At 61.6% G+C, this 26,537-nt stretch carries 26 protein-coding genes; 9 read left to right on the top strand and 17 right to left on the bottom strand.

Features of this window, described 5'->3' with window-relative positions:
• Positions 1–18: 18 nt before the first annotated feature.
• The 3 genes from thiB to AC1DLT_RS15590 are packed head-to-tail and all read left to right on the top strand — an operon-like array spanning position 19 to position 3,353.
• A complete protein-coding gene (gene thiB / locus AC1DLT_RS15600) occupies positions 19–1,029 on the top strand; it encodes a thiamine ABC transporter substrate binding subunit (RefSeq protein ID WP_477487340.1) in 1,011 nt (336 codons plus the stop codon).
• 4 nt (positions 1,030–1,033) lie between these two features.
• The gene (gene thiP, locus AC1DLT_RS15595) at positions 1,034–2,653 is read left to right on the top strand and encodes a thiamine/thiamine pyrophosphate ABC transporter permease ThiP (RefSeq protein WP_477487339.1); all 1,620 of its coding nucleotides are present in this window, start codon (positions 1,034–1,036) and stop codon (positions 2,651–2,653) included.
• Positions 2,646–3,353 carry a thiamine ABC transporter ATP-binding protein gene (locus tag AC1DLT_RS15590; RefSeq protein ID WP_477487338.1) on the top strand — a complete coding sequence of 236 codons (708 nt, stop codon included), beginning with the start codon at positions 2,646–2,648 and terminating at the stop codon, positions 3,351–3,353. The genes thiP and AC1DLT_RS15590 overlap by 8 nt, the downstream gene beginning before the upstream one ends.
• Here AC1DLT_RS15590 and AC1DLT_RS15585 read toward each other — a convergent pair whose 3' ends face one another.
• Both AC1DLT_RS15585 and AC1DLT_RS15580 read right to left on the bottom strand, forming a co-directional pair.
• Positions 3,354–4,769 (bottom strand): MATE family efflux transporter, encoded by a 1,416-nt coding sequence (locus AC1DLT_RS15585; protein ID WP_477487337.1) that lies wholly within the window; start codon positions 4,767–4,769, stop codon positions 3,354–3,356.
• Positions 4,766–5,278 (bottom strand): winged helix-turn-helix transcriptional regulator, encoded by a 513-nt coding sequence (locus AC1DLT_RS15580; protein ID WP_477487336.1) that lies wholly within the window; start codon positions 5,276–5,278, stop codon positions 4,766–4,768. The genes AC1DLT_RS15585 and AC1DLT_RS15580 overlap by 4 nt, the downstream gene beginning before the upstream one ends.
• Positions 5,279–5,602: 324 nt before the next feature.
• Here AC1DLT_RS15580 and AC1DLT_RS15575 point away from each other — a divergent pair, with 324 nt between their 5' ends.
• A complete protein-coding gene (locus AC1DLT_RS15575; protein ID WP_080719295.1) occupies positions 5,603–7,117 on the top strand; it encodes a M48 family metalloprotease in 1,515 nt (504 codons plus the stop codon).
• Positions 7,118–7,132: 15 nt separating this feature from the next.
• On the opposite strand, the gene AC1DLT_RS15570 is transcribed toward AC1DLT_RS15575, so the two are convergent.
• The 5 genes from AC1DLT_RS15570 to AC1DLT_RS15550 all read right to left on the bottom strand — a co-directional run bounded on the left by AC1DLT_RS15570 (position 7,133) and on the right by AC1DLT_RS15550 (position 13,447).
• Complete coding sequence (locus AC1DLT_RS15570; RefSeq protein WP_007771992.1) at positions 7,133–7,999, bottom strand: RNA polymerase factor sigma-32; 867 nt, start codon at positions 7,997–7,999, stop codon at positions 7,133–7,135.
• A gap of 305 nt (positions 8,000–8,304) precedes the next feature.
• The gene (locus AC1DLT_RS15565; protein ID WP_038546790.1) at positions 8,305–8,877 is read right to left on the bottom strand and encodes a CarD family transcriptional regulator; all 573 of its coding nucleotides are present in this window, start codon (positions 8,875–8,877) and stop codon (positions 8,305–8,307) included.
• Between the two features lie 386 nt (positions 8,878–9,263).
• Positions 9,264–9,602, bottom strand: a complete 339-nt coding sequence (gene fdxA, locus AC1DLT_RS15560) for a ferredoxin FdxA (RefSeq protein ID WP_038549803.1) — start codon at positions 9,600–9,602, stop codon at positions 9,264–9,266.
• A gap of 204 nt (positions 9,603–9,806) precedes the next feature.
• Positions 9,807–10,220, bottom strand: a complete 414-nt coding sequence (locus AC1DLT_RS15555; RefSeq protein ID WP_038546793.1) for an RNA-binding S4 domain-containing protein — start codon at positions 10,218–10,220, stop codon at positions 9,807–9,809.
• Positions 10,221–10,225: 5 nt separating this feature from the next.
• Positions 10,226–13,447, bottom strand: a complete 3,222-nt coding sequence (locus tag AC1DLT_RS15550; protein WP_477487450.1) for a helicase-related protein — start codon at positions 13,445–13,447, stop codon at positions 10,226–10,228.
• 724 nt (positions 13,448–14,171) lie between these two features.
• Here AC1DLT_RS15550 and AC1DLT_RS15545 point away from each other — a divergent pair.
• A complete protein-coding gene (locus tag AC1DLT_RS15545; RefSeq protein ID WP_007775119.1) occupies positions 14,172–14,327 on the top strand; it encodes a DUF3309 family protein in 156 nt (51 codons plus the stop codon).
• A gap of 41 nt (positions 14,328–14,368) precedes the next feature.
• On the top strand, positions 14,369–14,626 hold the full coding sequence (locus AC1DLT_RS15540; protein WP_038546799.1) for a YMGG-like glycine zipper-containing protein: 258 nt from the start codon (positions 14,369–14,371) through the stop codon (positions 14,624–14,626).
• A gap of 252 nt (positions 14,627–14,878) precedes the next feature.
• Here AC1DLT_RS15540 and phbB read toward each other — a convergent pair whose 3' ends face one another.
• On the bottom strand, positions 14,879–15,607 hold the full coding sequence (gene phbB / locus AC1DLT_RS15535) for an acetoacetyl-CoA reductase (RefSeq protein ID WP_477487335.1): 729 nt from the start codon (positions 15,605–15,607) through the stop codon (positions 14,879–14,881).
• Between the two features lie 140 nt (positions 15,608–15,747).
• A complete protein-coding gene (locus tag AC1DLT_RS15530; RefSeq protein WP_038546802.1) occupies positions 15,748–16,929 on the bottom strand; it encodes an acetyl-CoA C-acetyltransferase in 1,182 nt (393 codons plus the stop codon).
• Between the two features lie 260 nt (positions 16,930–17,189).
• Between AC1DLT_RS15530 and phaR the strand changes: the two genes are divergently transcribed.
• Positions 17,190–17,765 carry a polyhydroxyalkanoate synthesis repressor PhaR gene (phaR, locus tag AC1DLT_RS15525; protein ID WP_038546804.1) on the top strand — a complete coding sequence of 192 codons (576 nt, stop codon included), beginning with the start codon at positions 17,190–17,192 and terminating at the stop codon, positions 17,763–17,765.
• A gap of 15 nt (positions 17,766–17,780) precedes the next feature.
• Here the strand turns inward: phaR and AC1DLT_RS15520 are convergent, their stop codons facing one another.
• From AC1DLT_RS15520 to mtgA, 4 genes are all read right to left on the bottom strand, one after another.
• Positions 17,781–18,188 (bottom strand): hypothetical protein, encoded by a 408-nt coding sequence (locus AC1DLT_RS15520; RefSeq protein WP_477487334.1) that lies wholly within the window; start codon positions 18,186–18,188, stop codon positions 17,781–17,783.
• A gap of 139 nt (positions 18,189–18,327) precedes the next feature.
• Positions 18,328–18,513, bottom strand: coding sequence for a 50S ribosomal protein L32 (gene rpmF, locus AC1DLT_RS15515; RefSeq protein ID WP_038546808.1), 186 nt, complete (start codon positions 18,511–18,513; stop codon positions 18,328–18,330).
• A 147-nt stretch (positions 18,514–18,660) separates the two neighbouring features.
• Positions 18,661–19,308: a glutathione S-transferase family protein gene (locus AC1DLT_RS15510; RefSeq protein ID WP_247138912.1), complete on the bottom strand. Its 648-nt coding sequence runs from the start codon at positions 19,306–19,308 to the stop codon at positions 18,661–18,663.
• A 72-nt stretch (positions 19,309–19,380) separates the two neighbouring features.
• Positions 19,381–20,046 carry a monofunctional biosynthetic peptidoglycan transglycosylase gene (mtgA, locus tag AC1DLT_RS15505; RefSeq protein ID WP_477487449.1) on the bottom strand — a complete coding sequence of 222 codons (666 nt, stop codon included), beginning with the start codon at positions 20,044–20,046 and terminating at the stop codon, positions 19,381–19,383.
• A gap of 211 nt (positions 20,047–20,257) precedes the next feature.
• Between mtgA and AC1DLT_RS15500 the strand changes: the two genes are divergently transcribed.
• Both AC1DLT_RS15500 and AC1DLT_RS15495 read left to right on the top strand, forming a co-directional pair.
• A complete protein-coding gene (locus AC1DLT_RS15500; protein ID WP_477487333.1) occupies positions 20,258–21,172 on the top strand; it encodes a polyprenyl synthetase family protein in 915 nt (304 codons plus the stop codon).
• Positions 21,173–21,191: 19 nt separating this feature from the next.
• The gene (locus AC1DLT_RS15495; protein ID WP_477485007.1) at positions 21,192–21,833 is read left to right on the top strand and encodes a LysE family translocator; all 642 of its coding nucleotides are present in this window, start codon (positions 21,192–21,194) and stop codon (positions 21,831–21,833) included.
• Positions 21,834–21,864: 31 nt separating this feature from the next.
• Here the strand turns inward: AC1DLT_RS15495 and AC1DLT_RS15490 are convergent, their stop codons facing one another.
• The 4 genes from AC1DLT_RS15490 to AC1DLT_RS15475 all read right to left on the bottom strand — a co-directional run bounded on the left by AC1DLT_RS15490 (position 21,865) and on the right by AC1DLT_RS15475 (position 26,324).
• Positions 21,865–22,524, bottom strand: coding sequence for a YiaD family glycine zipper/OmpA-like lipoprotein (locus AC1DLT_RS15490; RefSeq protein ID WP_247033956.1), 660 nt, complete (start codon positions 22,522–22,524; stop codon positions 21,865–21,867).
• 164 nt (positions 22,525–22,688) lie between these two features.
• Positions 22,689–23,753: a histidinol-phosphate transaminase gene (gene hisC, locus AC1DLT_RS15485; RefSeq protein WP_477487332.1), complete on the bottom strand. Its 1,065-nt coding sequence runs from the start codon at positions 23,751–23,753 to the stop codon at positions 22,689–22,691.
• Positions 23,754–23,756: 3 nt separating this feature from the next.
• Entirely contained in the window at positions 23,757–25,007 is a 1,251-nt protein-coding gene (ispG, locus tag AC1DLT_RS15480; protein WP_247033960.1) for a flavodoxin-dependent (E)-4-hydroxy-3-methylbut-2-enyl-diphosphate synthase, read from the bottom strand.
• Positions 25,008–25,133: 126 nt separating this feature from the next.
• On the bottom strand, positions 25,134–26,324 hold the full coding sequence (locus AC1DLT_RS15475) for an MFS transporter (protein ID WP_477487331.1): 1,191 nt from the start codon (positions 26,322–26,324) through the stop codon (positions 25,134–25,136).
• Positions 26,325–26,537 lie beyond the last annotated feature (213 nt).

The following is a 26,537-nucleotide window of genomic DNA, read 5'->3' as shown; positions in this document are numbered from 1 at the left end:
CCAAACGAGGAGACGCTGATGCGTGGGACCATTCTTTCAATATTCGCGGCCGCTGCCGCCCTTTCCCTTTCCGCGCCGGCCGAAGCGCAGCAAAAGACGCTGACCGTCTACACCTACGAGAGCTTCATCTCCGATTGGAGCCCGGGTCCCAAGGTGAAAGAGGCGTTCGAAAAGACCTGCGCCTGCAAGCTCAATTTCGTCGGTGTCGCCGATGGCGTGGCACTTCTCACGCGGCTGAAGCTGGAAGGCAAAGGCACCGAGGCCGATATCGCGCTCGGCCTCGATACCAACCTGATCTCCGAGGCGAAGGCGACCGGTCTGTTCGAGCCGCACGGGCTCGACGTCTCGGCCGCCAAGGTCCCCGGCAATTACAGCGACGACACGTTCATCCCCTACGATTACGGCCATTTCGCCGTTGTCTACGATATGCAGGCGATGAAGAACCCGCCGAAAAGCCTCAAGGAACTGGTGGACGGCGATCCGGCGCAGAAGATCGCCATCGAGGACCCGCGCACCTCGACCCCCGGTCTCGGCCTGCTGCTGTGGGTGAAATCGGTCTATGGTGACCAGGCGCCAGAGGCTTGGGCGAAGCTCAGGAAACGCGTGCTCACCGTCACGCCCGGCTGGTCGGAGGCCTATGGCCTGTTCACCAAGGGCGAAGTGCCGATGGTATTTTCCTACACGACCTCGCCCGCCTATCACATGGTCGAGGAGAAGACGGACCGCTATCAGGCCGCCTCCTTCTCCGAAGGCCACTATATCCAGATCGAGGTCGCCGGCATGCTGAAGGGGGCGAATGAAAAGGACCTGGCGAAACAGTTCCTGAAGTTCATGGTCTCGCCGGCCTTCCAGGACGTCATCCCGACCACCAACTGGATGATGCCGGCCGTCAAGACCTCCCAGCCGCTACCGGATGCGTTCAACAAACTGGTGCAGCCAACGAAAACTTTCCTGATGGGGTCGGAGGAGGTGGCCAAGAACCGGCAGGCCTGGATCGACGAGTGGCTGACCGCCATGAGCCTGAACTGATCCGATGCTGACGAGGGCCGAGCGGAGACGCGGGATAGGCTGGGGGCTGCTGAGCCTCGCCGGCATCGCCCTCTTCGTCGGCATCGCGGTTGCCGCCCTTCTCTCCTGGGACGCCGGCAACACCCAAAGCCGGCTGTTCACCGCCTATACCTGGCGGATCCTGCACTTCACCCTGCTGCAGGCGGTTCTTTCGACGCTGCTATCGGTCGTCTTCGCCCTTCCCGTCGCACTCGCGCTTGCCCGCCGCCCGCGCTTTCCTGGCCGTGTATGGGTCATCCGGCTCATGGCATTGCCGATGGGCCTGCCGGTGCTGATCGGCGCGCTCGGCCTGATCGGCATCTGGGGCCGGCAAGGGGTGATGAACAGCCTACTATTGAAGCTTGGTTTCGAACAGCCGGTCAGCATTTATGGGCTTTCCGGCATATTGCTGGCACATGTGTTCTTCAACCTGCCGCTCGCCGCGCGGCTGCTGCTTGCCGCGCTGGAGCGCCTGCCGGCGGAATACTGGCTGCTCTCCTCCAGCCTCGGGATGAAGCCCTTCTCTGTTTTCCGTTTCATCGAGTGGCCGGCGGCCCGCCGCGTCATCCCCGGCATTGCCGGCCTGATCTTCATGTTGTGCGCCACGAGCTTCACGCTCGTCCTGGTGCTCGGCGGCGGGCCGGCTGCGACCACGCTCGAAGTGGCGATCTACCAGTCGCTGCGTTTCGATTTCGATCCGCCCCGCGCCATAGCGCTGTCGCTGCTGCAGATCGGCATTACGGCGCTGATCCTGATTGGGATTTCGCTTTTTCCAGCCCCTGACGACGCTGGCATCACGGCCGGCCGGGCGACACGCCGGTTCGATGGCCGGACCTTGCCCGCACGGCTTTGGGATGTGCTGTCTATCCTGCTTGCAACGATATTCCTGATCCTGCCGCTTGCCTCGATCGTCGGTGCCGGCGCCCAGGCCAATCTCTGGAGCCTCGCCACCAGCCCCGCCTTCCTGCGCGCCGCCTGGACCAGTTTCACGATCGCGCTTTCCGCAGGCCTGCTTGCCGTCCTGACCTCCCTGGCTATCATTGCCGGACGCGGGGCAATAGCCGACATGAAGAGGCCCGCCGGAACTGCCAGGGCGTTTTCCCTGTCCTTGGGTGGGATGTCCTCGCTGGTGCTGCTCGTTCCGCCGGTCGTGCTCGGTACCGGCTGGTTCCTGATGCTGCGCCCGTTCGGCGATGTGGCGCGCTTCGCCCCGGCACTGGTGGCGATCATCAACATGCTGATGGCGCTTCCCTTCGTGATGCGCGTTTTGGCCCCGGCCGTCGAAACACACCGCAAGCGGACAGGCAGGCTGTCGGCAAGCCTCGGCCTCTCCGGCTTTTCACGGGCATGGAGGATCGACCTGCCGGTTCTGGCAAGGCCGCTGCTGACGGCGCTGTCCTTCGCCATGGCGCTGTCGCTGGGCGATCTCGGCGCGGTGGCGCTGTTCGGCTCCAGCGAGCTCACCACCCTCCCCTGGCTTGTCTATAGCCGGCTATCCAGCTATCGAACCAATGACGCGGACGGACTGGCGCTCATCCTCGGCATCATCTGCCTGGCGCTGACGATGATCGGCACGGCTGGCCGCAAGGAAACGAGCCATGACTGACGGCATCACGCTGGACAAGGTTGAGTTGAAGCTCGGCACCAAGGAACTCCACCTCGACTGTGCTTTGCCAGCCGGCGCCGTGACGGCGATTACCGGCCCATCCGGCTCCGGCAAATCGACCTTCCTCAACCTCGTTGCCGGCTTCGGGACGCCCGATCGCGGCCGTATCCTGATCGCCGGCGAGGACGTGACGGAGAAACATCCCTCCGAGCGTCCCGTATCGCTGGTCTTTCAGGATAATAACCTCTTCGCCCATCTGAACCTCGCCACCAATATCGGCCTCGGCATCAGCCCGTCGCTGAAGCTTTCCGGCAGTGACCGGGCCGCGATATCGCAGGCGCTGGAACGCGTGGGCTTGAGCGGCTTTGAAAAACGGACGCCGGGGACGCTTTCCGGCGGCGAAAGGCAGCGTGCCGCGTTCGCCCGGGCTCTGGTGCGCAAAAAACCGGTTCTGCTGATGGATGAGCCATTCGCCGCACTCGATCCCGGCCTCCGGCTTTCGATGGCCAGCCTGCTCATCGACCTGCATCGCGAGACGGGCAATACGGTGCTGATCGTGACCCACGACCCGGATGAGGTGGGCCGATTGGCCGACCATGCGATCTTCATCGACCACGGCCAGATCCTGCTGCAGGCGCCGGCCGAGGAATTCCTCGCCCGGCGCGATATTCCCGCACTCGCCGAATTTCTTTCCGGCTGATCAGGCGGCCTTTCCGCGGAACCAGACACCGGAGCGGATGGCGAGGAACAGGATCCCGCCATAGGCAACCAGACCAACTGCCAGCGCGAAGAACAAACCGTTGAGCGATCCGGTAAATTCCAGCGCCAGCCAGCCCCCGAGACCTGCAATGGCGAGTCTCAGAAAACCGCAGGCAAGTGGCCAGAGTAGCTGGCCCGCGCCTTGAGAGGCGAAATAGAGCGCCAGCCCGCCGCCGAAGAAACCATAAACCGGCCCGACGATCTGCAGATAGGCGACTCCCGCATCTATCGCTCCATGCTCCTCGCTGAACAGCGAAATCCACGCGACGGGGAAGATCGCCGCGATCAGGCCGATCACTTCGGTGATGACGAAAGCGATCGCAGCACCGGTGAACGCGATGCGCATCGCCCGGTCTTTCTGGCCGGCGCCCATGTTGGTGCCAACAAGCGCCACCATCGGCGCACCGATGCCGAAGATTACCGGAATCAGCAGATATTCGAGCCTCGCGCCGGTACCGAACCCAGCCACTGCCGAAACACCCGCCTTGGTCGCGACCAGAGCCGTGGCGATGCCGATGGTCACATTGGTGAGAACGGAATTGATCGCCGCGGCAGCGCCGAGGCGGACGATATCCCGGAACATCGTCCAGCGGAGCGGACCGACGCCGAAGCGCACGAGATTGCGGCCGGAGAGGATGTACCAGGCAAGCACCGCGGTGCTGCCGAAACTGTAGAGCACCAGGGCCAGACCGCCGCCGGCGATGCCGAGCCCCTGGAACGGACCGAAGCCGAAAATGAGAAGCGGCGATACGGGCACGAGGAGTGCGGCACCGACACAGGTAACCAGCGCCGGGAACAGCATATTGCCCGTGCCGCGCACCACGCTCGCCAGGCCGTTCATCAGCCAGACGAAGATCATGCCGCCGAATACCACGTTGGAATAGATGAGGGCCGCCTCGAGTTCCGGCCCCTCGCCGCCGAGCGCCCGATAGATCGGCCGGCCATAGGCGAGCATGATCGCCGAAAACAGCAGTCCGAGCAGGACATTGACGACGACGGCATGCCAGGCAAGCAGGTCGGCATCCCCGCGCCGGCCGCTGCCGAGCGCACGGGCGATGGCAGACGAGATCGCCCCGCCGAAACCGCCGGCAGACATCATCTGCATCAGCATCACGGCCGGAAAGACGAGGGCCATGCCCGCCAGCGCCGCGGTGCCCATATGCGAAACCCACCAGGTTTCGATGAGACCGGTCGAGGCCTGGGCGAGCATGATCAGGATATTCGGCCATGCGAGCCGGATCAGCATCGGCAGGATCGGATCCTGCAGCAGCTCCCGGGTCCGCGGATTGATCGGCGCCGCGGTGGCGTCGTCGAAGGTAGGCGCCGCCTCGACGGCTTCGGTGGTCACGGCACTCATCGATCAGCCTCTCTATGTGGCAATAACTGGTTCACGGATCGATAACGACGGCGGATGCGCTCGCTCGCCGCCGGGCCGGCCACGCTGGTGAAGACCGGATCGCTCAGCGGCCGGCCGCTGCGGCGGTCGATCATCACCGGTTCGGCCTGCTCGCCGGTCTCCCTGTTGACGATCACCACGCTTTCGCCCTCCGGCGCGAAATGCTGGTTTCCGAAGACAAGCAGCGCCTGCACCACAGGCTTGAAGTTGCGGCCGCGCTGCGTGAGGTGGTATTCGTCCCGCGGCGGCCGTTCGGAATAGCGCCGCCGTTCCATCAGCCCGGATTCGACGAGCGACTTCAGCCGGCTGGTCAGGATGTTCGGGGCAATATCGAGGTTGCGCTGGAATTCGTCGAAACGTGTTGCACCTGCCAGTGCATCGCGCAGGATCAGGAAGCTCCAGACCTCGCCGACGTGTTTGAGACTGCGCAACACCGGGCATCCGGTATCGATAGGACCTGTTCGTTTCATGGGTTTCTTCCCCGGCGAGACGCAGCCTTGTGGCATATGTAACTTGCAATTTGCAAGTCACTATTTTCGTGATCACGTTTGGCGACGAGCGCTGCCGGACCGTTATAGAACTCGCCACAATTTGGACGTGCCACGATGGCATCGCGGAAAGGCAGCGGGGATTTTCATTGCAAACGCACCAGCAAGGCATATTTCAATAAGAGCATCTGTGCATTCGACGCGAAAATCGCTAAGCGACATAGAGAAGGAGCCAGCTTGGATCGAGAGGACCTCAGCCAAGCTGGATGGCGGACCTTGGGAATGATGGTGCGGAAGACGAGGACGATGAGGCGCGACACGGCGATCCCGGCTGTCTGGACGATTGTCCGTGCGCTGCCCGGTTGGCGGACCGTGGGCGCCCTGCTGTTCAGCGGTGCGGTCCTTTCCGGCTGCCAGTCGCTCTTCGATCAGGCCTATACTCCGAATGTCTCTCCCTCCGACTCGCCACAGATCGTCGACGAGGTACAGAAGAACGATCCGCGGGCTCAGATGGGGGCGCGCGAGCATCCGCGTATCGTCGCAAGCTACGGCGGCGAATATCGCGACGCCAAGACCGAGCGGCTGGTCGCCCGCATTGCCGGCGCGCTGACGGCAGTTTCGGAAAACCCCAACCAGTCCTTCCGCATCACCATCCTGAATTCGCCGGCGATCAACGCTTTCGCGCTGCCGGGCGGTTATCTCTACGTGACGCGCGGCCTTCTGGCGCTTGCCAATGATGCATCGGAAGTCGCGGCCGTGCTTTCCCATGAGATGGGCCACGTCACTGCAAACCACGGCATCGAACGCCAGCGCCGCGAAGAGGCGGAAGTGATTGCGAGCCGCGTCGTCGCCGAAGTCCTCTCCAGCGATCTTGCCGGGAAACAGGCGCTTGCCCGCGGCAAGCTCAGGCTCGCCGCCTTCTCGCGCCAGCAGGAACTGCAGGCCGATGTGATCGGCGTGCGGATGCTCGGCGAAGCCGGTTACGACCCCTATGCCGCGGCACGTTTCCTGGATTCGATGGCGGCCTATGCCCGCTATTCTGCGGTCGACCCGGACAACGACCAGAGCCTCGACTTCCTGTCGAGCCACCCGAACTCCGCCCAGCGTGTCGATCTTGCCCGCCGCCATGCCCGTAATTTCGGTCAGGAAGGCACCGTCGGCGACAAGGGCCGCGATTATTACATCGCCGGCATCGATGGCCTGCTTTACGGCGACAGCCCGCAGGAAGGTTATGTCCGCGGCCAGACTTTTATGCACGGTAACCTTGGCATCCGTTTCGACGTGCCGCCGGATTTCCGTATCGACAACAAGGTGGAAGCAGTCCTCGCGACCGGCCCTGGCGAGACGGCGATCCGTTTCGACGGCGTCGCCGCCGGCGATAACGATAACCTGTCGAATTATCTGACGAGCGGCTGGGTCGCCGGCCTGCAGCCGGAAACGGTGCGCGAGATCCAGGTGAATGGCATGCCCGCGGCGACCGCGCGGGCTTCCGCCGAACGCTGGGATTTCGACGTGACCGTCATCCGCGTCGACACTCAGATTTTCCGTTTCCTGACGGCAGTACCGAAAGGAAGCCCGGCACTCGCGACGGCCGCCGAAACGTTGCGCTCGACCTTCCGCAAAATGACACCTCAGGAAATAGCAGCATTGAAGCCGCTGAGGATACGGATCGTCACAGCGACCAAGGACGATACCGTCGCTTCGCTTTCGGCCCGCATGATGGGTACGGATCGCAAGCTCGATCTTTTCAAGCTGATTAATGCATTGCCGGTCGGCGCGACGATCTCGCCCGGCCAGAAGTTCAAGATCATCGCGGAATGAGGGTGAGAGGTCGCCTTAGCAGGCGGCCGCAGCCATCTGCGGATTGGCTGAAACCAGCGCCGACTTGAGCTTTTCGATCGCCCGGCTTTCGATCTGCCGCACGCGTTCCTTGGAGATACCGAGCTCCGCCCCTAACGCTTCGAGCGTCGCGCCATCGTCGGTCAGACGCCGAGCGCGGATAATCTTCTTCTCCCTGTCGTTGAGCTTGGTGAGCGCGCCCTGCAGCCATTTCAGGCGGCGCTCGCCGTCGATCATCCCGGAGACCTGTTCGTCCGGCAGCGGCTCGGCGCTGGCAAGCATGTCGAGCCGTTCGCCGCTATCCGCATCGCCGGCGATCGACGGCGCCTGCAGCGAAGAATCATTGCCGGAAAGCCGGGCATCCATGGTCTGGACATCGGCGACGCTGACGCCGAGCGCCACTGCGATCTCTTCGTGAATGGCACGGGCAGTGAGATTGGAATCGCCGCGGGCGAGCTTGGCGCGCAGCCGGCGGAGATTGAAGAACAGCGCTTTCTGCGCCGAACTGGTGCCGCCCCGCACGATCGACCAGTTCCGAAGAATATAATCCTGCATCGAAGCGCGGATCCACCAGCTGGCATAAGTGGAAAAACGCACATCGCGAGCCGGTTCAAACCTTGCCGCCGCTTCGAGCAGCCCTACATAGCCTTCCTGTACGAGGTCGCTCATCGGCAAACCGAAGCCACGAAACTTCGAAGCCATGGCGATAACCAGACGCATATGCGCAAGGGCAATCTGGTTTCGGGCATCCTGGTCCTGATCGTCCTTCCAGCGGACCGCCAGATCGCGCTCCTCCTCCCGGGCGAGATATGGAGCGGACATTGCTATCTTGATCATCGTGCGGTCTGCGGACATGGCTGTCATGGTGTTCTCCGTGAACGGTCTGATCCGACAAAGACAGCGAGGCACAAACCGAAAACACCGTGCACGCGACAAGCCCGAACGATGATGGGTGATATTCCTGCCGCCTTTGCTCCCCTCGTCTTGAGTTCTGCCGGGGATTCACATCGGCTCGATAGACCGATCTTCCGCCCCGCACTTAGCTGTCCGAACGCAAACCGACGCACATCAGTTCGCCGTTCCGGCGGGTTAACGCGGAGGCAGGCAAAAAGTTCCAATAAAAAACCCGGCTCGAAGGCCGGGTTTTTGAGAGAATTATGGTGGGATGATCAGGCCGCTTCTTCCTGCGCCTCATCTTCCTCGACGTTCTTGCCGCGCTTGGGGCCCTTGGCGAGATTGACCTCGATAAGGCGGACGGCTTCAGTTTCGGACATCTTGTTCACGGCAGCGATTTCACGAGCCATGCGGTCGAGGGCAGCTTCGTAAAGCTGGCGCTCGGAATAGGATTGTTCCGGCTGGTTTTCGGCGCGATAGAGGTCGCGAACCACTTCCGCGATCGAAATCAGATCGCCGGAATTGATCTTTGCATCATATTCCTGGGCGCGGCGCGACCACATGGTGCGCTTCACGCGGGCCTTGCCTTGAACAACCTTGAGAGCGCGTTCGACAAAATCCGTTTCGGACAGCTTGCGCATGCCGATGCTGACGGCCTTTGCGACCGGCACCTTGAGGCGCATCTTGTCCTTTTCGAAATCGATTACGAAAAGCTCGAGCTTCATGCCGGCAACTTCCTGCTCTTCAATCGCAGAGATAGTGCCTACGCCATGAGCGGGGTATACAATCGATTCACCAGTCTTGAAGCCCTGGCGTGCGGGAGAAGTCTTTTTCTGCTGAGTCGTCATTCGTTTCACAAACTCCCTGTTACTCACCCGTTGTCGGGTCGGGGGAACCGGGTCTGTCAGGCCCGGATGAGACGGGGGAAACCGTCGGGTCACTCCATACTGGTCCGACCAACGCGAGCGAAAAAACACCCCTTCGCGAACTGCGACCGACAACATTCAAGCGTTGCAATGTCACGGAAACCGCGCTTTGGGTGGTCTGTTGCTTTCGTGATGTTTTTTGGGCACACACGTGCCGCCTTGTGGAACAGTTCTTGTTGTCTACCACAAAAAAGTGCGGAAATCAATAATTTGCTTTTGCACGTGCACAGAGCGCTTTATCCACGCTCTGCCCAACAAAAAGGCAAAGCGATTCGAAACGGCTCCGAGCCATGCCGTCACGGCAAATCTCAATCGCCCTTGCCGGGTTCGGCTGAGAAATACTGCTCGTATTTGTTGGCGACCCCATCCATCTCTTTGGCCTCGGGCAGCGCGTCGCGCTTGACCGTGATGTTGGGCCACATCTGAGCGAATTCCGTATTGATCTTGAGCCATTTGTCGAGACCCGGTTCCGTATCCGGCTTGATCGCCTCGGCAGGACATTCCGGTTCGCAGACGCCGCAGTCGATGCACTCGTCGGGATGGATGACGAGGAAGTTTTCACCTTCATAAAAACAGTCGACCGGGCAGACCTCGACGCAGTCGGTATATTTGCAGCGGATACAATTGTCGGTCACGACATACGTCATGCGGCACTCCAGGAACCATCGCGGATCAGCGGCACGTCGACGGATGAGGAGCGCCGGCACACCGGAAAGCCGGGAGAGGCGAAAACCCAACTGCGAAAATGACAGGAGGTAGGCGATCCGGCTTTTCGACAGTCAGGTAAAGCCTTTGGCTTTGCTTAGCAAGGATATCCGTGCTGAAAACCCAAACGTAGCGGGTCGTTTTTTCTAATCTAGGTCCGCGTCGATCCCCGGAAACAGCCGATCGGTCTCCCGGCGCTCCTTCTTGGTCGGTCGCCCGCTTCCCTGCGCGCGCTGCGCCTGTTCGAACAGCGTCAGCCTTTTGGTCTCTTCGGGAGGAGGACTGAGATCTTCATAGAGCAGCCGAGCCTCCTCGAAAGGCCCTCGCCTCTCCCCGCCGGTCTTCACCACCAGCACGAGATCGCGACGCTCAAGCTTGAGATCGATGCGGTCACCCGGCTTCACCTGGGAGCTCGGCTGGGACACCAGATCGCCGTTCACCCGCACGTGGTTGGAGCGGATGAGATCCTGGGCAATCGACCGGGACTTTGCCATGCGGGCAAAAAACAGCCACTTGTCGATGCGCTGGCGCGAACCGGATTGTGGCTGTTTTTCCGTCATGGGCCTTACTTCTTCATCTGCTCCTTGAGAGCTGCAAGCTTTGCAAAGGGCGAATCCGGATCGAGCGGCTTTTCCTTGCGTGGCGGCTTTGCCTCGAAGCGAGCCGGCTGCGGCCCTTTGCCGCGGTCGTTGCGGTCCGGGCGAGGACCGCCTTCGTGGCGCTCCCCACGGTTCGGGCGATCGCCCCCGCGGTTATTGTTATTGCTGCTGTTGTTATTGTTGTCCGGCCGGCGATTGTTGTCGCGGTTCGGCTTGCTGCCGTCCCTGCGGTCACCCCCGCTGCGTTCGCCGTTCGGACGTGCCTCACGCCGCTCGCCGCCGTTGTCGCGACGGTCATCACGACGACCCTGGGCCGGCTGACCCGCCTCGCCAGGGGCGTTATTGCGTTGGCCGCCGTGACCACGACGATCGCCGTGTTGCGGACGTCCGCCACGCTGGTTGTTTTCACGGCCGCCGCCCGGGCGCCACAACAGGACCGGCTTCGGCTCTCCAGCCTCGGCAGACTTTGCCTCGTCGGTCACGTCGCCAGCCGGAGCCTGCTCCGCGGGAGCTTCTTCCGAAGCAACCGGTTCTGCGGTAGCCGTCTCAGCCGGCGCAGCCTCGGCCACGGCCTCGATGGGAGCTGTTTCCGTCGCATTTTCGGCCGGAGCGGCTTCCGTTGCAGTCTCGACCGGAGCGTCACTCGCATCGGCGTCATCTGTTTCGGAGACTTCCGGTGCATCTCCTGCCGAAGCCGGAGCAGCCGCGGCGTTCACGGAACTTGCATCGTGGCCTGCGAGAAATGCCTGTGCCTCTTCCGCCTTCACGGCGTCGGCCCGATACCCGAGACCCTTGAGGATTTCTTCCATATCGTCCGGCGTAGCGCCGAGAATGGAGAGCATGGCGGTCGTGGCCGTGAAGCGGCGCCCGTCATACGCGCCTTCCGGACGCGGCGTCGAGCCAGGTTTCCACTGCAGGAGCGGACGGATGAGATCGGCAAGGCGCTCCAGAATGTCGATACGCACGGCGCGCTTGCCGAGGAAACGGAAACCCGCGAGTTTGTAGAACATCCTCTCGAATGTCGGATCGGCGACGACCGACGTGCGCCCCGCGGCCAGAGCCGGAATGAGATCGCCATAGCCGGGCTTGTCGAGACCGTCGTTCCCCAGCGCCCAGAGCAGCGTGATGAGCTCGGCCGGTGCCGGCTTCAGAAGCAGGGGCATGAACACGTGATAGGCGCCGAAACGGATGCCGTAGCGACGCATCGAAGCGCGCGCATCCTGATCGAGCGACTTCACGTCGTCGGCCACGTCGCGCCTGAACAGCACGCCGAGGTTTTCGACGAGCTGGAAGGCGAGCCCCTTGGCGAGGCCCTGAAGGTCTTCAGCACGCGACAGATCGTCGAGCGGCTTCAAAACCGTCGCGATGTGATGATTGACGAAACGCTCGAGACGGGCGAGCACATGTTCGCGGGCATGACCGGTCAGCTGCTCGTCGGCAAGCAGGATGACGCGCGGACGCATGACATGGTCGCTCGCCGCAAGACGGGCGATAGGCTCGCCGAGCCAGCGCACGAAACCATCGGATCCGACCGCCAGGTCGTTATTGCCCGATGCATAAAGCCTTGCCGCCCGCGCCTCGAATTCGAGCGCCAGCGCTTTCTGGGCGGCACCTTGCACCGCCTTGGCGTCGGGCCCCTCGGTTCCCGAAACGGGCGTGAACCGGAAACCGGCCAATTGCCCGACGTGATGTCCCTCTACAAAGACATCGCCATTCACACTGATTTCAGCTTCCAGCATCGCATTCTCTCTCAGGCGCTTCATGAGCACAGATGTCCTGCGATCAACAAAGCGTTTCGTCAACCTTTCATGTAGCGCGTCCGATAACCTATCCTCTATTTCCCGTGTCTTTTCTTGCCAGTGTGTCGGATCGGCAAGCCAACCAGGGCGATTAGAGACGTAGGTCCAGGTCCGGATCTGCGCTATGCGGGCCGACAATGTGTCGATTTCACCATCGGTGCGGTCGGCGCGGCGGACCTGTTCCGCCATGAATTCTTCGTTCACCGTCCCGAAGCGCACAAGATCGGAAAAAAGAGTCGAAATAAGGTCGGCGTGCTGCGCCGGCGCAATTCGTCGGTAGTCTGGCAGGGCACAGGCCTCCCAGAGTTTTTCGACCCGCTGCGGGGTGGTCGCTATGTCCTTGATTTCGGGATAACGCGAAAGATAATCAAAGGCTTGGCTGTCGGTCGCAGGAAGCGCCCGCGTCAAGCCCAGAAGGGTCGGCGCAGCATCCAGGCTTTCCCGCAGGGCTTTGAGCGACGAAAAATCGAGGTTTTTCGACCGCCACTGCAGCACTTTGACCGGATCGAAGTGGTGGCTTTCGATTCGCTCGACCAACTCGTCTTCGAAAGGCGCGACCTGGCCGGTCACGCCGAATGTCCCATCCCGCACATGCCGCCCGGCGCGTCCGGCGATCTGCGCAAGCTCGGCCGGATTGAGGCTGCGGAACTGGTAACCGTCGAATTTGCGATCCTGGGCGAACGCCACGTGATCGACATCGAGGTTGAGACCCATGCCGATCGCATCCGTCGCGACGAGATATTCGACGTCGCCGGACTGGTAGAGGCCGACCTGCGCATTGCGGGTGCGGGGGCTGAGTGCCCCGAGCACCACCGCCGCGCCGCCGCGCTGACGGCGAATGAGCTCGGCGATCGCATAAACCTCGTCGGCCGAAAACGCCACGATCGCAGAACGCTGCGGCAGGCGGGTGATCTTTTTCTGGCCCGCATAAAAGAGCTGCGAGAGGCGCGGCCGCTCGACGATGGTTATTCCCGGCAGAAGCCTCTCGAGGATCGGCCGCATGGTCGCAGCCCCCAGGAGCAGCGTTTCATCGCGCCCGCGCAGGTGCAGGATTCGGTCGGTGAAGATATGGCCGCGCTCGAGATCGCCGGCGAGCTGCACTTCGTCGATCGCCACGAAAGAGGCTTTCGTCTCGCGCGGCATGGCCTCGACGGTGCAGACGGAGAAGCGTGCATTCGGCGGAGTGATCTTTTCCTCGCCGGTGACCAGCGCCACCTGGGAGAGGCCAACCTTTTCGACAAGACGCGTGTAGACCTCGCGCGCCAGCAGCCGGAGCGGCAAGCCGATCACGCCGGTACCATGCGCCACCATTCGCTCAATGGCATAATGGGTCTTGCCGGTATTGGTGGGTCCGAGGACGGCGGTGACGCCGCGCCCGCTGAGGATCATGGGCTGGAAATTCAAAGCCTGGTTCCATGCATCACATAAGGCTCGGAGTTTGGCGTCTTCACCCAAAACTCAAAGCCACGCAACACATGGCGATCTCGGCGGGCAAACGCAAGCCTCAAGAATGGCTTTTGCGGCCGAAGGACGATCGCTGAAGGCGGCAAATCGAGGCTCGGCGATTCGAATTTTAAATGCAAAGGAACAGACGCGAACGAATCGGAGACGAATCGCAGACTCAAGAAGATTCAGCTTTTGTTCACCGCTATATGTTGATGCGACTCTCGCCTTCCCCACGACATCCTGAATCTGCATCAGGATTGGGTGCATGCAACCGAAGGATTCATCCCGAAGCTGCGCTTTCACGAAGAATCGGAAGAGTCAATCCATTGATATGGTTAACGTTTTATCAATCGATTCAGGCCGTCCCACGCTCCTTCGAGCACGGAATTAAGATTCAGGCCAAAGGCGGAACGAATCACCGACGAATCACAGACATCCATGTCTTCGCCATTTGTTCTCACAAGATATGGTAGGTGTCACCGCGAGAGACCCGCAAGAAAATCGTCGTGGTAGAAACCTCAAAAGCGAATCGTTCAGGTGCCATTAACATTGGCTAACGCACTTTAACCACATGTGAGAGCACACGTTTGCAAGCCATGGAACAAAAATCGCGGCGCTACGTTTCCTCGCCAAATCCATCTCGGATTGTCTAGCGGAGTAGAAGATCATGCTCGGAACCGTATTGCTCGTTATCCTCATTCTGCTGCTCATTGGCGCCTTGCCGAATTGGGGATATAGCCGGGGCTGGGGCTATGGTCCGTCGGGCGGATTGGGCCTTGTAGTCCTTATCATCATTATCCTGCTGCTGATGGGCAGGATTTAAAAGCGGCGTAGCCGTGTGTACCAAGGGAAGGGAAAACTAACATGATGAAGAAGATCTTGATTGCGGGCTGCATGATCGGCACGCTCGCCTCCTGCACCGCGACTGAACGCGGCACGGCGATCGGTGCCGGCACCGGTGCCGTCATTGGTGGCGCAGTGTCGAACAGCTGGGGTGGCGCAGCAGTCGGCGCAGTCGCCGGCGGTCTTGTCGGCGCTGCAATCGGTCACTCCTCGGAGCGCCGCGGATACTGCATCTATCGCGACCGTTACGGCCGCCGCTATGAGGCCCGTTGCCGCTAATCGCGGACTATAATCCAGTCCCTCAGGACCGGCGCCCGAACAATCGGCGCCGGTTTTGTTTTGCCTCCAGGAGACTGTCGGCGTTAACCTTTGGCCAAAGGCGGAACGAATCGCCGACGAATCGGCGACATCGCCTGTTTCCCGCTTTGTTCACCGCAACATCTCGTGGAAAAACAACTCGTTAACCATATGGATAAGCCATTTCGGCGCAGCATTATGCGCCGAAACCCGCTCAAAAGTTAATGCCGCAAATCAGCTGGCGAAGAATTGGCCGCCATTCGCCGTCAGCGTCGAGCCAGTGATGAAACCGGCATCATCGGAGGCAAGGAAGACGACGCAGCGGGCAATCTCTTCCGGTTCGCCGAGGCGCCCGACCGGGATCAGCGGAATGATCCGCTCGTTCAGCACCTTTTCCGGCACCGCCCGCACCATTTCGGTGGCGATATAGCCGGGGCAGATGGCATTGACGGTGATGTTCTTTGCAGCACCTTCCTGCGCCAGTGCCTTGGTAAAGCCGAGATCGCCGGCCTTGGCCGCCGAATAGTTCACCTGGCCCATCTGGCCCTTCTGGCCGTTGATGGACGAAATGTTGACGACCCGGCCGAACCCGCGGTCGCGCATGCCATTCCAGACGGGATGGGTCATGTTGAACAGGCCGGTCAGGTTGGTCCCGATCACCTCGTTCCACTGTTCAGGCGTCATCTTGTGGAACATGCCGTCACGCGTAATGCCGGCATTGTTGACGAGCACCTCAATCGGGCCGAGTTCGGCCTCCACTTTTGCGATGCCATCGACGCAGGCCTGATAGCTGGAGACATCCCACTTGAACACCGGAATCCCGGTCTCGTCGTGGAAGGCTTTCGCCTTTTCCTCATTGCCCGCAAAATTTGCCGCGACACGATAACCTGCCGCCTTCAACGCGACGGAGATGGCTGCCCCGATCCCACGCGTTCCTCCCGAAACCAATGCAACCCTGCTCATGCGGCCGTCCCCTTTTGCGTTGTGATCCGATCCTTCTGTGTGACCGGATACTTACCTATTTTGACATGCTTTCATCGGGGAGATAGTCCCGCCACGAAGTTTTGCAACGCCGGCGGGATTATCCACAATCTTCTAAAATATCACATGGCCTCAAGGCACATGGCGACGCCCATGCCGCCGCCGATGCACAGAGTAGCAAGACCCTTCTTGGCGCCGCGGCGCTTCATCTCGAAGAGGAGCGTGTTGAGGATGCGGGCACCCGACGCGCCGATCGGATGGCCGATCGCGATTGCGCCGCCATTGACGTTGACGATCGACGAATCGAAACCCAGATCCTTGACGACGGCGCAGGATTGCGCAGCAAAGGCTTCATTGGCCTCGATGAGATCGAGATCGCCGACCTTCCAGCCTGCCTTTTCGAGCGCCTTGCGGGAAGCCGGGATCGGGCCGGTGCCCATGATCTGCGGATCGACGCCGGCGGTCGCCCAGGAAACGATGCGAACCATCGGCGTGATGCCGCGGCGGGCGGCTTCGGCTTCCGTCATCAGCACGGCAGCCGCCGCGCCGTCGTTGAGGCCGGACGCATTGCCGGCGGTCACGGTGCCTTCCTTGTCAAAGGCGGGACGCAGCTTGGCCATCGAATCGAGCGTCGCGCCGGCACGGATGTATTCGTCGTTCTCGACGGTCACGTCACCCTTCCGTGTCTGGATGATGTAGGGGATGATCTCGTCCTTGAAGCGGCCGGCATTCTGCGCAGCTTCCGCCTTGTTCTGGGAGGAGACGGCGAACTGGTCCTGCTCTTCGCGGGAGAGCTGCCACTGGCGGGCGATGTTTTCCGCGGTGATGCCCATGTGGTAGCCGTAGAACGCGTCGGTCAGGCCGTCCTTGACCATCGTGTCGATCATCTTGAAGTCGCCCATCTTCACGCCGCCGCGAAGGTGCGCGCAATGCGGCGCCATGGACATCGATTCCTGGCCGCCGGCAACGATGATCTTGGCGTCGCCAAGCGCGATCTGCTGCATGCCGAGTGCGACGGCGCGCAGGCCCGAGCCGCAGAGCTGGTTAACGCCCCAGGCGGTGGCTTCCTTCGGCACGCCGGCCTTCATGGCCGCCTGTCGGGCCGGGTTTTGGCCCTCGCCCGCCGGCAGGACCTGGCCGAGGATGACCTCGTCCACTTCCGCCGCCTCGACGCCGGCGCGCGCGAGCGCACCCTTGATCGCCGCCGCACCCAGCTCATGGGCCGGCACATTGGCAAAGCCGCCGTTGAAGGAGCCAACCGCGGTACGGCCTGCGGCTGCGATCACGATAGATGGATTGGTCATGGACGTTTCCTCTTATCCGTTATTTGTCTGCGAGACTGGCAAAGCTTGAGCCGAGAGTCAAACGGCAGCCGAACGCCGCTGCCAACCCATCGGGCGTTTCGAAAATGCCCGTTAGATTTCACGGGTTTGCTGCGCAACAAAGCAATCACCGCGCCGCACAAATCGTTTGTAAGTCCTCGTCATTTAGGCTTACATTCCTGTTGGGAGAAGCATGCCAATCGATAGTGACCAAACCATATTGACGGGAGCAGGAGGCAATCATGGCGAAGACCGAAGGCGAAATCATAATCAAGAAATATGCCAACAGGCGCCTCTACAACACGGGCACCAGCACTTACGTGACGCTGGAAGACCTGGCGAAGATGGTGAAGAAGGGCGAGGAATTCACCGTTCAGGACGCCAAGAGCGGCGATGACATCACCCATTCGGTTCTGACGCAGATCATTTTCGAGCAGGAATCCAAGACCGGCAACACGCTGCTGCCGATTTCGTTCCTGAGACAGCTGATTTCCTACTACGGCGACCAGATGCAGATGGTGGTGCCAACCTTTCTCGAACACTCGATGAAGGCTTTTACGGACCAGCAGGTTCAGATGCGCGAACAGATGACCCGCGCCTTCGGCGATACGCCGCTCAGCAAGAACCTGCAGATGCCGATCCAGATGATGGAAGAACAAGTGCGCCGCAACACGGACATGTTCCGTCAGGCCATGCAGATGTTCTCGCCGTTTGCGGGCCAGCCCCAGGCACCTGCCGCCAAGAAGACCGACGCCAAGGACATCGACGAGTTGAAGGAACAGCTCCGCAACCTGCAGAGCCGCCTCGACAATCTTTAAAATCTGGATGGGCCGTCAGAGCCCGATCGACACGTCGCGGCCGGCCGAACGGATTGCTACCGCAAAGCCGCCGATGACGTCGACGAAGGTGATCGTCATCAGGATGAAGAAAATCTGCGTCGCGGCATCCCGCACCAGCAGAAATTCGACCAGATAGGCGATGAAAACCAGCATCGACAGCATGTGGTTGATCAGCGAGCCGCGGCCATTGCGGCTGGCTTTCAGGATTTCCACGAACAGGAAGACCAGCGAGACGACGATGATCACGTCGCCGAGCGTCATGGTCCAGACGGCACCCGACAGCATCTGAAGCGAGCTGATGACGGTGCCGAGCGACCCAACCCCGCCGCCGCCCAGAATGCCGAGCATGGCGAGATTGTAGAGAATGAACGGGATGATCATCAGCGGCAATGCGGCAAGCATGGTCTCGGACTCCATTCGATATGGCCGGACTGTACGTGCTTGCCTTGCTTTCGCAAGTCTTCAGCGCAGCAAACCAAGTCTTCGCGCAACAAAAAAGGCCGGCAGAGCCGACCTTTGATGCAATAGAAGTCAGGAACGCTTATGCGCTTTCCTTCGGCGTCAGAACCTGACGACCGCGATACATGCCGGTCTTCAGATCGACATGGTGCGGACGGCGCAGTTCGCCGGAGTTCTTGTCTTCGATATAGGTCGGAGCCTTGAGTGCGTCTGCGGAGCGGCGCATACCGCGCTTCGACGGGCTCGTTTTTCTCTTCGGTACAGCCATTTTCGTTACTCCACTTGCGTGCAAAACATAATCCCCGGCCGGAACTGAGGCCGATTGGACATGTCTCGATCTCGGAAATTTGGGCGGCTTATACATGCCCCCCAGGGCTTTGACCAGTCCCCAAGCCTATTTTTTCGGAATTCCCGCTCAAACTTCGTCTTCCGGCACGATCCAGGTTTCGGCAAGGGCTGCGTCCTGCCACTTGAGCCAAGCCGGATGCGATTTCATTGCCGCGATATAAGCGAGCGTTTCCGGATCCGTCGTGAGATCGTAGACGTCGAAACGGCTGACGACCGGCGCGAACATCGCATCCGCTCCGGAGAATACACCGAACAGGAAGGGGCCGCCGGATTTTGCCCGGAGCTCGCGCCAGATCGTCTCGATGCGAGCGACATCGTCCATCACGCCGTCGGCGACAGCGAGCCTCGCCTTCGGACGGCGCATGTTCATCGGACAGGCGTTGCGCAGCGCGCCGAAGCCGGAAATCATCTCCGTCGAGACGGAACGCGCCACCGCGCGGTCGGCGGCAGCCTTCGGCCAGATGCCCTTGTCCGGAAAAAGCTCAGCGGCGTATTCAATGATCGAAAGCGATTCCCAAACGCGGATATCGCCCTGGTGCAGCACCGGCACCTTGCCGGTCGGCGAGATCGTCTTGAATTTCGGATTGCCGGCCGGAAAATCGAAGGGGATCAGCACTTCCTCGAAGGGAATGCCGGCCGCCGTCAGCGCAATCCAGGGGCGGAAGGACCAAGAGGAATAATTCTTGTTGCCGATATAAAGGGTAAGCTTTTCCATGGGCCACTCTCCGGTTGGTTTATGAGCCTCATAATGGCCTTGCCAGGAGACGACCAATGAAATCGATAGACCTCAATCATAAATGCATTTGATGTAATCGCCGGATCCCCGCGCCCGGCGCTCGACGAGCACGGCCAGTTGCTGAACGCCGCGGCTCGGTTTGCTGGCGACCCGCGTGATCGGATTGGGAAGTGCTACGGCCAGAAGTGCCGCCTGCCGGGCGCTCAGTTTCGAGGCCGGCACCTTGAAATGATATTGCGCCGCCGCTTCCGCACCATAGATGCCCGGCCCCCATTCGGCGATGTTCAAATAAATCTCCATCATCCGGCGTTTCGACCAGACGAGGTCTGCGCCGAGCGCCAGCGGCAGCTCCAGCCCCTTGCGGATGAACGAGCGGCCGTTCCAGAGGAACAGGTTCTTGGCGGTCTGCATCGGAATGGTGCTGGCGCCCCGTGTCGCCTCGCCGTCGAGCGCATCCTCGACCACGCCGCGCATCTGGTTCCAATCCACGCCACCATGAAAACAGAACTGGCCGTCTTCGGACATCATCACCGAACGGACGAGATTGGGCGAGATCTGGTCGAGGCTCACCCAGCGCCGGTCGTATCCATGAAACAGCGCCAGTTCCGATAACATCAGTGTCGAAACGGGGCGGGTGAACGGAAGCGCGTAGACGAAGATCAACAGATAGGGCAACACCACCAGCGCGATCGCGATCAGCACGATCCGGCGGATCAGATTGCCCGAAACCGGGCGCCGTCTCCAGCCGGCCCTCACGGGCTCCTCCTCCTGCACCTGCTGTTCGGGTGTGAAGTCCAATATCCCACTCGTCCCTCGTTTTGAGTTTCATAACCGCTCAACGTGGCCAAGGCGAGTCCGGCGCCGAAAACTTCGCATGTCTGGGTGAATCGCCGTTGCCAGCCAACCATCGGCATGCCAAACAGCGGCCATGACGGACGCGAAAACGGCATTCGAAATACGCCTGCGGCAGAGCGCCGCCGAGACGGGAGCACTGCTTTCGTCTCTCCTGTCCGATACCCCTCTTTCCGACGAGACGACCCGCCCGGCGCATCTGATGGCCGCCATGCGGCACGGATCGCTGAACGGCGGGAAACGGCTGAGGCCCTTTCTCGTCCGCGAGAGTGCGGCCCTGCTTGGTGGCCCGGCCGATGTGGCACTTCGGGTCGGCGTTGCGCTCGAGTGCCTGCATTGTTATTCACTGATCCACGACGACCTGCCCGCCATGGACGACGACGACCTGCGCCGTGGCCAGCCGACCGTCCACAAGGCTTTCGACGAAGCGACCGCCATCCTTGCCGGCGACAGCCTGCTGACCTATGCCTTCGACATCATCGCCGCGCCGGAAACCATGCTGGCCGACCGGCTGAAAACGGAACTCGTCCTGTCGCTTGCCCGCGCCGCCGGACCGGGGGGTATGGCGGGCGGCCAGGCGCTCGATCTCGCCGCGGAAAAATCGCCGCCCGACGAGATCGGGATCACCACATTGCAGGCGATGAAAACAGGTGCGCTGCTGCGGTTTGCCTGCGAGGCGGGCGCGATCATCGCCGGCTCTGAGCCGGAACATCGCCAGCGGCTGCGGCTCTTCGGCCAGAAGATCGGTCTTGCCTTCCAGCTCGCCGACGATCTGCTCGACCTGACTTCGGATGCCGAAACCATGGGCAAGGCAACCGGCAAGGACGCCGGCCGCGGCAAGGGCACACTCGTGGCCCTGCATGGCATAACCTGGGCGGAGGACCGGCTGGATGCTTTGACGGCCGAGGCCGTGGAACTGCTTGCGCCCTACGGCGAAAAGGCGTCCGTTCTGCAGGAGACGGCGCGCTTCATCGCCAGCCGGGAAAACTAAACAGGGATAGGAAACGAGAATGCCGGACGCCCTCAGCTATCTGCCCTACATGTGGCCGGCCTACGTCGCCTATGTCATCAACGTCGCGAGCCCCGGCCCGGCCAATTTCGCGATCATCGGCACCTCGATCTCCCAAGGCCGCCGCGCCGGCCTGATCACCGCGCTCGGCATCGCCAGCGGTTCTCTCACCTGGGCGACCGCCGCGGCTCTCGGTCTCGCGGCTTTGCTGCGCAACTATGCGATCGCGCTGGAGATCATGAAGGTGCTCGGCGGGATCTACCTGATCTATCTGGCCTGGAAGGCCTACAAATCCGCGCGCCTGCCGGATTCCAAGGTCGCTCTCGGCAATGCGAAAACCAACTACACCGCCCGCCAGCTCTGGCTGCGCGGCTACGCGGTCCACGTCACCAATCCGAAGGCTATCTTTGCATGGCTGGCGATCATTTCGCTCGGCCTGCCGGAAAATGCGCCGACCTCGGCGATCCTTTTGATCATCGGCGTCTGCATGAGCTCGAGCCTGCTGATCTTCACGACCTATGCGATGGTGTTTTCGACATCCCATGCGCTGCGCGGCTACAAGGCCGCACGACGCTGGGTCGAAGGCACGATGGCGGTTTTCTATAGCGTCGCCGGCCTGAAGCTGCTGACGAGCCGCATCTGAGCGGCTCGCCTTCTTCATCCGATTTTCTTGATCAGCCCTGGGTGATCGGCGCGATCGCCACTTCGACGCGGCGGTTCTGGGCGCGGCCGTCCGGGCTCGCGTTCGTGGCGACCGGCTGCGACGGCCCAAAACCCATCGTCGACATGCGCCGCTGATCCACGCCGCGGCTGCCGAGATAGTTGGCAACAGAAGCGGCGCGACGCTCGGAAAGAGCCTGGTTATGCTGCAAGCTGCCGGTCGAGTCCGTATGGCCGTTGACGTCGATCAGGGTGCGGTTGAACTTGTTCAGCACGATCGCGACGGAATCCAGCGTCCGGTAGAACGGCGGGATGACCTGGTCCTGATCCGTGGCAAATGTGATGTTCGACGGCATGTTGAGGATGATGCGGTCGCCGACGCGGGTCACGGAAACGCCGGTGCCCTGCAGCTGGGCGCGCAGTTCTGCTTCCTGATTGTCCATGTAGGCGCCGATGCCGCCACCGGCGAGCGCGCCGATACCGGCACCGATCAGCGCATTGCGGCCCGCATGGCGTCCGCCGGTCAAGCCGCCGGCAAGTGCGCCAAGGCCGGCACCTATGGCGGCGCCGCCGGTGGTGTTGGAAATCTTCTGTTCCCCAGTATAGGGGTCGGTCGTGGTGCAGGCGGAAAGATAGGTCGCGCAAAGTGCGACGATTGCAATTTTCTTGAGCATGTAAATCGATGTCCCCGTCGTCAGTGGTGCAACCTCATTTACCATGAATTGCGGCAATAGCGAGGAGGCCGGCATATCTTCGTCATTGACCACAAGGACGGCCGGAACCGGGCCGATCAAGACACCCCGCAAAGAGATCCGATGCAGCGAAAGAAGAGCCGCGATCAGCCGGCGGCGGGCAGGGTCTTCAAGACGTCCAGCAGCCGGTCACATTCGGCATCCGTGCCGATCGAGATGCGCAGATAGTCGTTTATGCGCGGCTTGTTCCAGTGGCGCACCAGCACGCCCTCGGCCCGCAAGGCCGAATAGACTGCGGCGCCCGATAGAGCCGGATGCCTGGCGAAGACGAAGTTCGCCTGCGACGGCAGTACATCGAAACCCATCGCCTGCAATTCGCCGCTGACGCGGTCGCGCGTCGCGATGATCTTCTGCCGGCAGGTCTCGAACCATGCGACATCCTTGATCGCAGCCGTCGCGGCAACCTGAGCCAGCCGGTCGAGTGGGTAGGAATTGAAACTGTCCTTCACCCGTTCCAGGGCATCGATCAGATGCCGCTGGCCGAGCGCGAAACCGACGCGCATCCCAGCCAGCGAACGGGATTTCGACAGCGTCTGGATGACGAGGAGATTTGGATAGCGGGCAATGAGGCTCGTAGCCGTCTCGCCGCCGAAATCGATATAGGCTTCGTCCACCACGACCGGTACGTCGGGATGCGCGACAACCAGGGCCTCGATTTCCGGGAGAGCAAGGCCGATTCCGGTCGGCGCATTCGGGTTCGGAATGATGATCGCGCCGCAGGGCCGGTCGTAGTCGGAAAGCTTGATCCGGAAGCCTTCATCGAGCGGGATTTCGACGACGTCGATATCGTAGAGCCGGCTATAGGTCGGATAGAAGCTGTAGGTGATGTCCGGGTAGAGCAGCGGCTTGTCATGCTTCAAGAGCGCCTGGAACGTGTGCGCCAGCACCTCGTCCGAACCGTTGCCGACAAAGACCTGATCCGATTGCACGCCGAAACGTACAGCGATCGCTTCGCGCAATGCGGTTGCCGATGGATCTGGATAAAGCCGCAGGGCATCATCCGCCGCCGCTTGGACTGCGGCGATGGCCTTCGGAGAAGGCCCGTAGGGGTTTTCGTTGGTATTGAGCTTGACGAGGTTCTGGATACGAGGCTGCTCGCCCGCGACATAGGGCGAAAGCCGGCTGACGATCGGCGACCAGTATCGGCTCATGATTTACTCAGCGGCCGTGCGTTGGCCGAAACGCTGCTCGATATAGTCGATGACCAGCTTCTCGAAATCGGCGGCGATGTTCACGCCGCGCAAGGTCAGCGCCTTCTTGCCGTCGATGAACACAGGGGCAGCCGGCGTTTCCCCGGTCCCCGGCAACGAAATGCCGATGTCGGCATGTTTGCTCTCGCCCGGACCGTTGACGATGCAGCCCATCACCGCGACGTTGAGCGCTTCGACGCCCGGATATTTCTCGCGCCAGACCGGCATGTTCTTGCGCAGGTCGTTCTGGATGTTCTGAGCGAGCTCCTGGAACACCGTTGAGGTCGTCCGCCCGCAGCCCGGACAGGCGGCGACGACGGGAACGAACTGGCGAAAACCCATGACCTGCAGCAGTTCCTGCGCCACCTGCACTTCACGGGTACGGTCGCCGTTCGGCTCCGGCGTCAGCGAAACGCGGATCGTGTCGCCGATCCCGTGCTGCAGCACGTAGCCCATCGCAGCCGACGAGGCGACGATGCCCTTGGAGCCCATGCCGGCCTCGGTGAGGCCGAGATGCAGCGCATGGTTGGAGCGCTCTGTGAGCATCGAATAGACGGCGATCAGGTCCTGCACCTGGCTGACCTTGGCCGACAGGATGATGCGGTTGCGCGGCAGGCCGATCTGCTCGGCGAGCTCGGCGGAAATCAGCGCCGACTGGACGATCGCCTCATGCATGACCTGGCGGGCCGACAGCGGCGAACCGTCTGCCGCGTTGCGGTCCATCAGTGTGGTCAGCAGGTCCTGGTCGAGCGAACCCCAGTTGACCCCGATGCGCACAGGCTTGTCGTAGCGGATCGCCATCTCGATGATGTCGGCGAACTGCTTGTCCTTCTTGTCCTTGAAACCGACATTGCCGGGATTGATGCGATATTTTGCCAGCGCCTCGGCGCAGGCCGGATGGTCGGCGAGCAGCTTATGGCCGATATAATGGAAGTCGCCGATCAGCGGCACGTCCATGCCGAGACGCAGCAGCCGCTCGCGGATTTTTGGCACCGCGGCAGCACTCTCGTCGCGGTCGACGGTGATGCGCACCAGCTCGGAGCCTGCCTTGTGGAGCGCCGCGACCTGGGCGACCGTTGCGTCGATATCGGCCGTGTCCGTATTGGTCATCGACTGCACGACGACAGGCGCACCTCCGCCGACGATGACCCCGCCGACATCGACGGCGACCGTGGCGCGGCGCGGTTTCGGATCGTAATCGATGGGTGCGGTCATCGGAAGTCTCGTCGCCTTGGGAATGAAGCGCCTTTCAGGTGGCGTATGGCTCGCGGCTTGTCAACCGCCGCGACACTCACTTTATAGCACAGGCCTTTCCCGTTCCAGCCCGGCAGGCTGACGCACCTAATGATGCGCCGTGTCGGCATGTCTGGCCAAGGGCGAGAGGACCAGCACCACGATGATGAGCGCCGAAAGCCCTGCAAAGATCGCCGCCAGCCCCGTGTGTTCGGCGATGAAGCCGATCGCCGATGGAGCGACCAGGATGCCGGAATAGCCCATGGTCGTGACCACCGAGAGGCCGACGCCGGCCGCCATTCCCGGCAGGTTGCCAGCCGCCGAAAACGCGATCGGCACGATATTGGAAATGCCGATGCCCGTCAGCGCAAAACCGGCGATCGCCATCGGTGCATTCTGGGCAAAGCCGATCAGCAAGAGGCCGAAGATCGAGATGACGGCGCAGACCCGCAGCGTCTTGACCGCGCCAAAACGGTCGCGGATCAGGTCGCCGGCAAAACGCATCGCCGCCATGGTAAGCGAGAACGCAGCGAACGCGAAGCCGGAGAGGGTGACGGAAGCCGCCAACTCATTGCGGAGGTAAAGCGCACCCCAATCGAGGATCGCGCCTTCCGGGATCATGCAGAACAGCGCCATGATGCCGATCAGCCACGGCAGCGGCGAAAGCGGCAGGCGGCTTCCGCCGTGCTTGGCTTCGTCCGGATGCGGCGCATCATGCAAAACGGTCGGCCAGGCAGCAATGATCATCACCGCGGCCAGCACCGTGACCAGGATGGCATGCGCGGAAACACCGATATGTTCGATCAGGAAACCGCCCGTCGACGAGCCGATCAAACCGCCGAGGCTCCAGAAGGCGTGGCAGGACGACATGATCGCCCGGCGCATGCTTTTCTCGACCGACACGGCATTGGCATTCATCGCCACGTCCATGGCCCCGATCAGGCCGCCGAACAGGAAGATTGCCACAGCGCCGGACCAGATGCTGCCGACCCAGGTGAGAAGGAGCAATGTCGGCGTCAAGAGCACCGAGGTGTACTTGGCGACCTGGCTCGATCCGAAGCGGGCGATCTGGCTGCCGGCAATCGGCATCATCAGCAGCGATCCGAGACCGAACGTCAGGATCATCAATCCGAGCGAGCTTTCGCTCAAGCCCAGGCGGCTCGCAAATTCCGGGATTTTCGGTGCCCAGGCGCCGATCATGAAGCCGTTCATCAGGAAGAGCAGCGACACGCCCGCCCTTTCGCGGGTGAAGAAAGCTCGGGAGCTGGAGGAAGCGTTTGAGGGTGCGCGACTGTCCATGGATAGGTTCCTTTCGATCGTCGCGAACATATTTAAATCGATTGAATTTGCAACGCCGCGAAGAAACCCTCCCTCTCACAAATTGTATCGAGGCGAAACCTGCAACGCGGAAAAATGTTCGCACCATGCCATTCGCCGCCGGCCAGCACGAGGCCCAGGCGCAATCCTGAACAATTGCGCCGGCCTGATGATCATTTTCTGCGAAGGACTCGG

Source organism: Neorhizobium sp. 05N33 (assembly GCF_056397445.1).
This window is presented reverse-complemented; position numbering and strand designations above follow the sequence as displayed.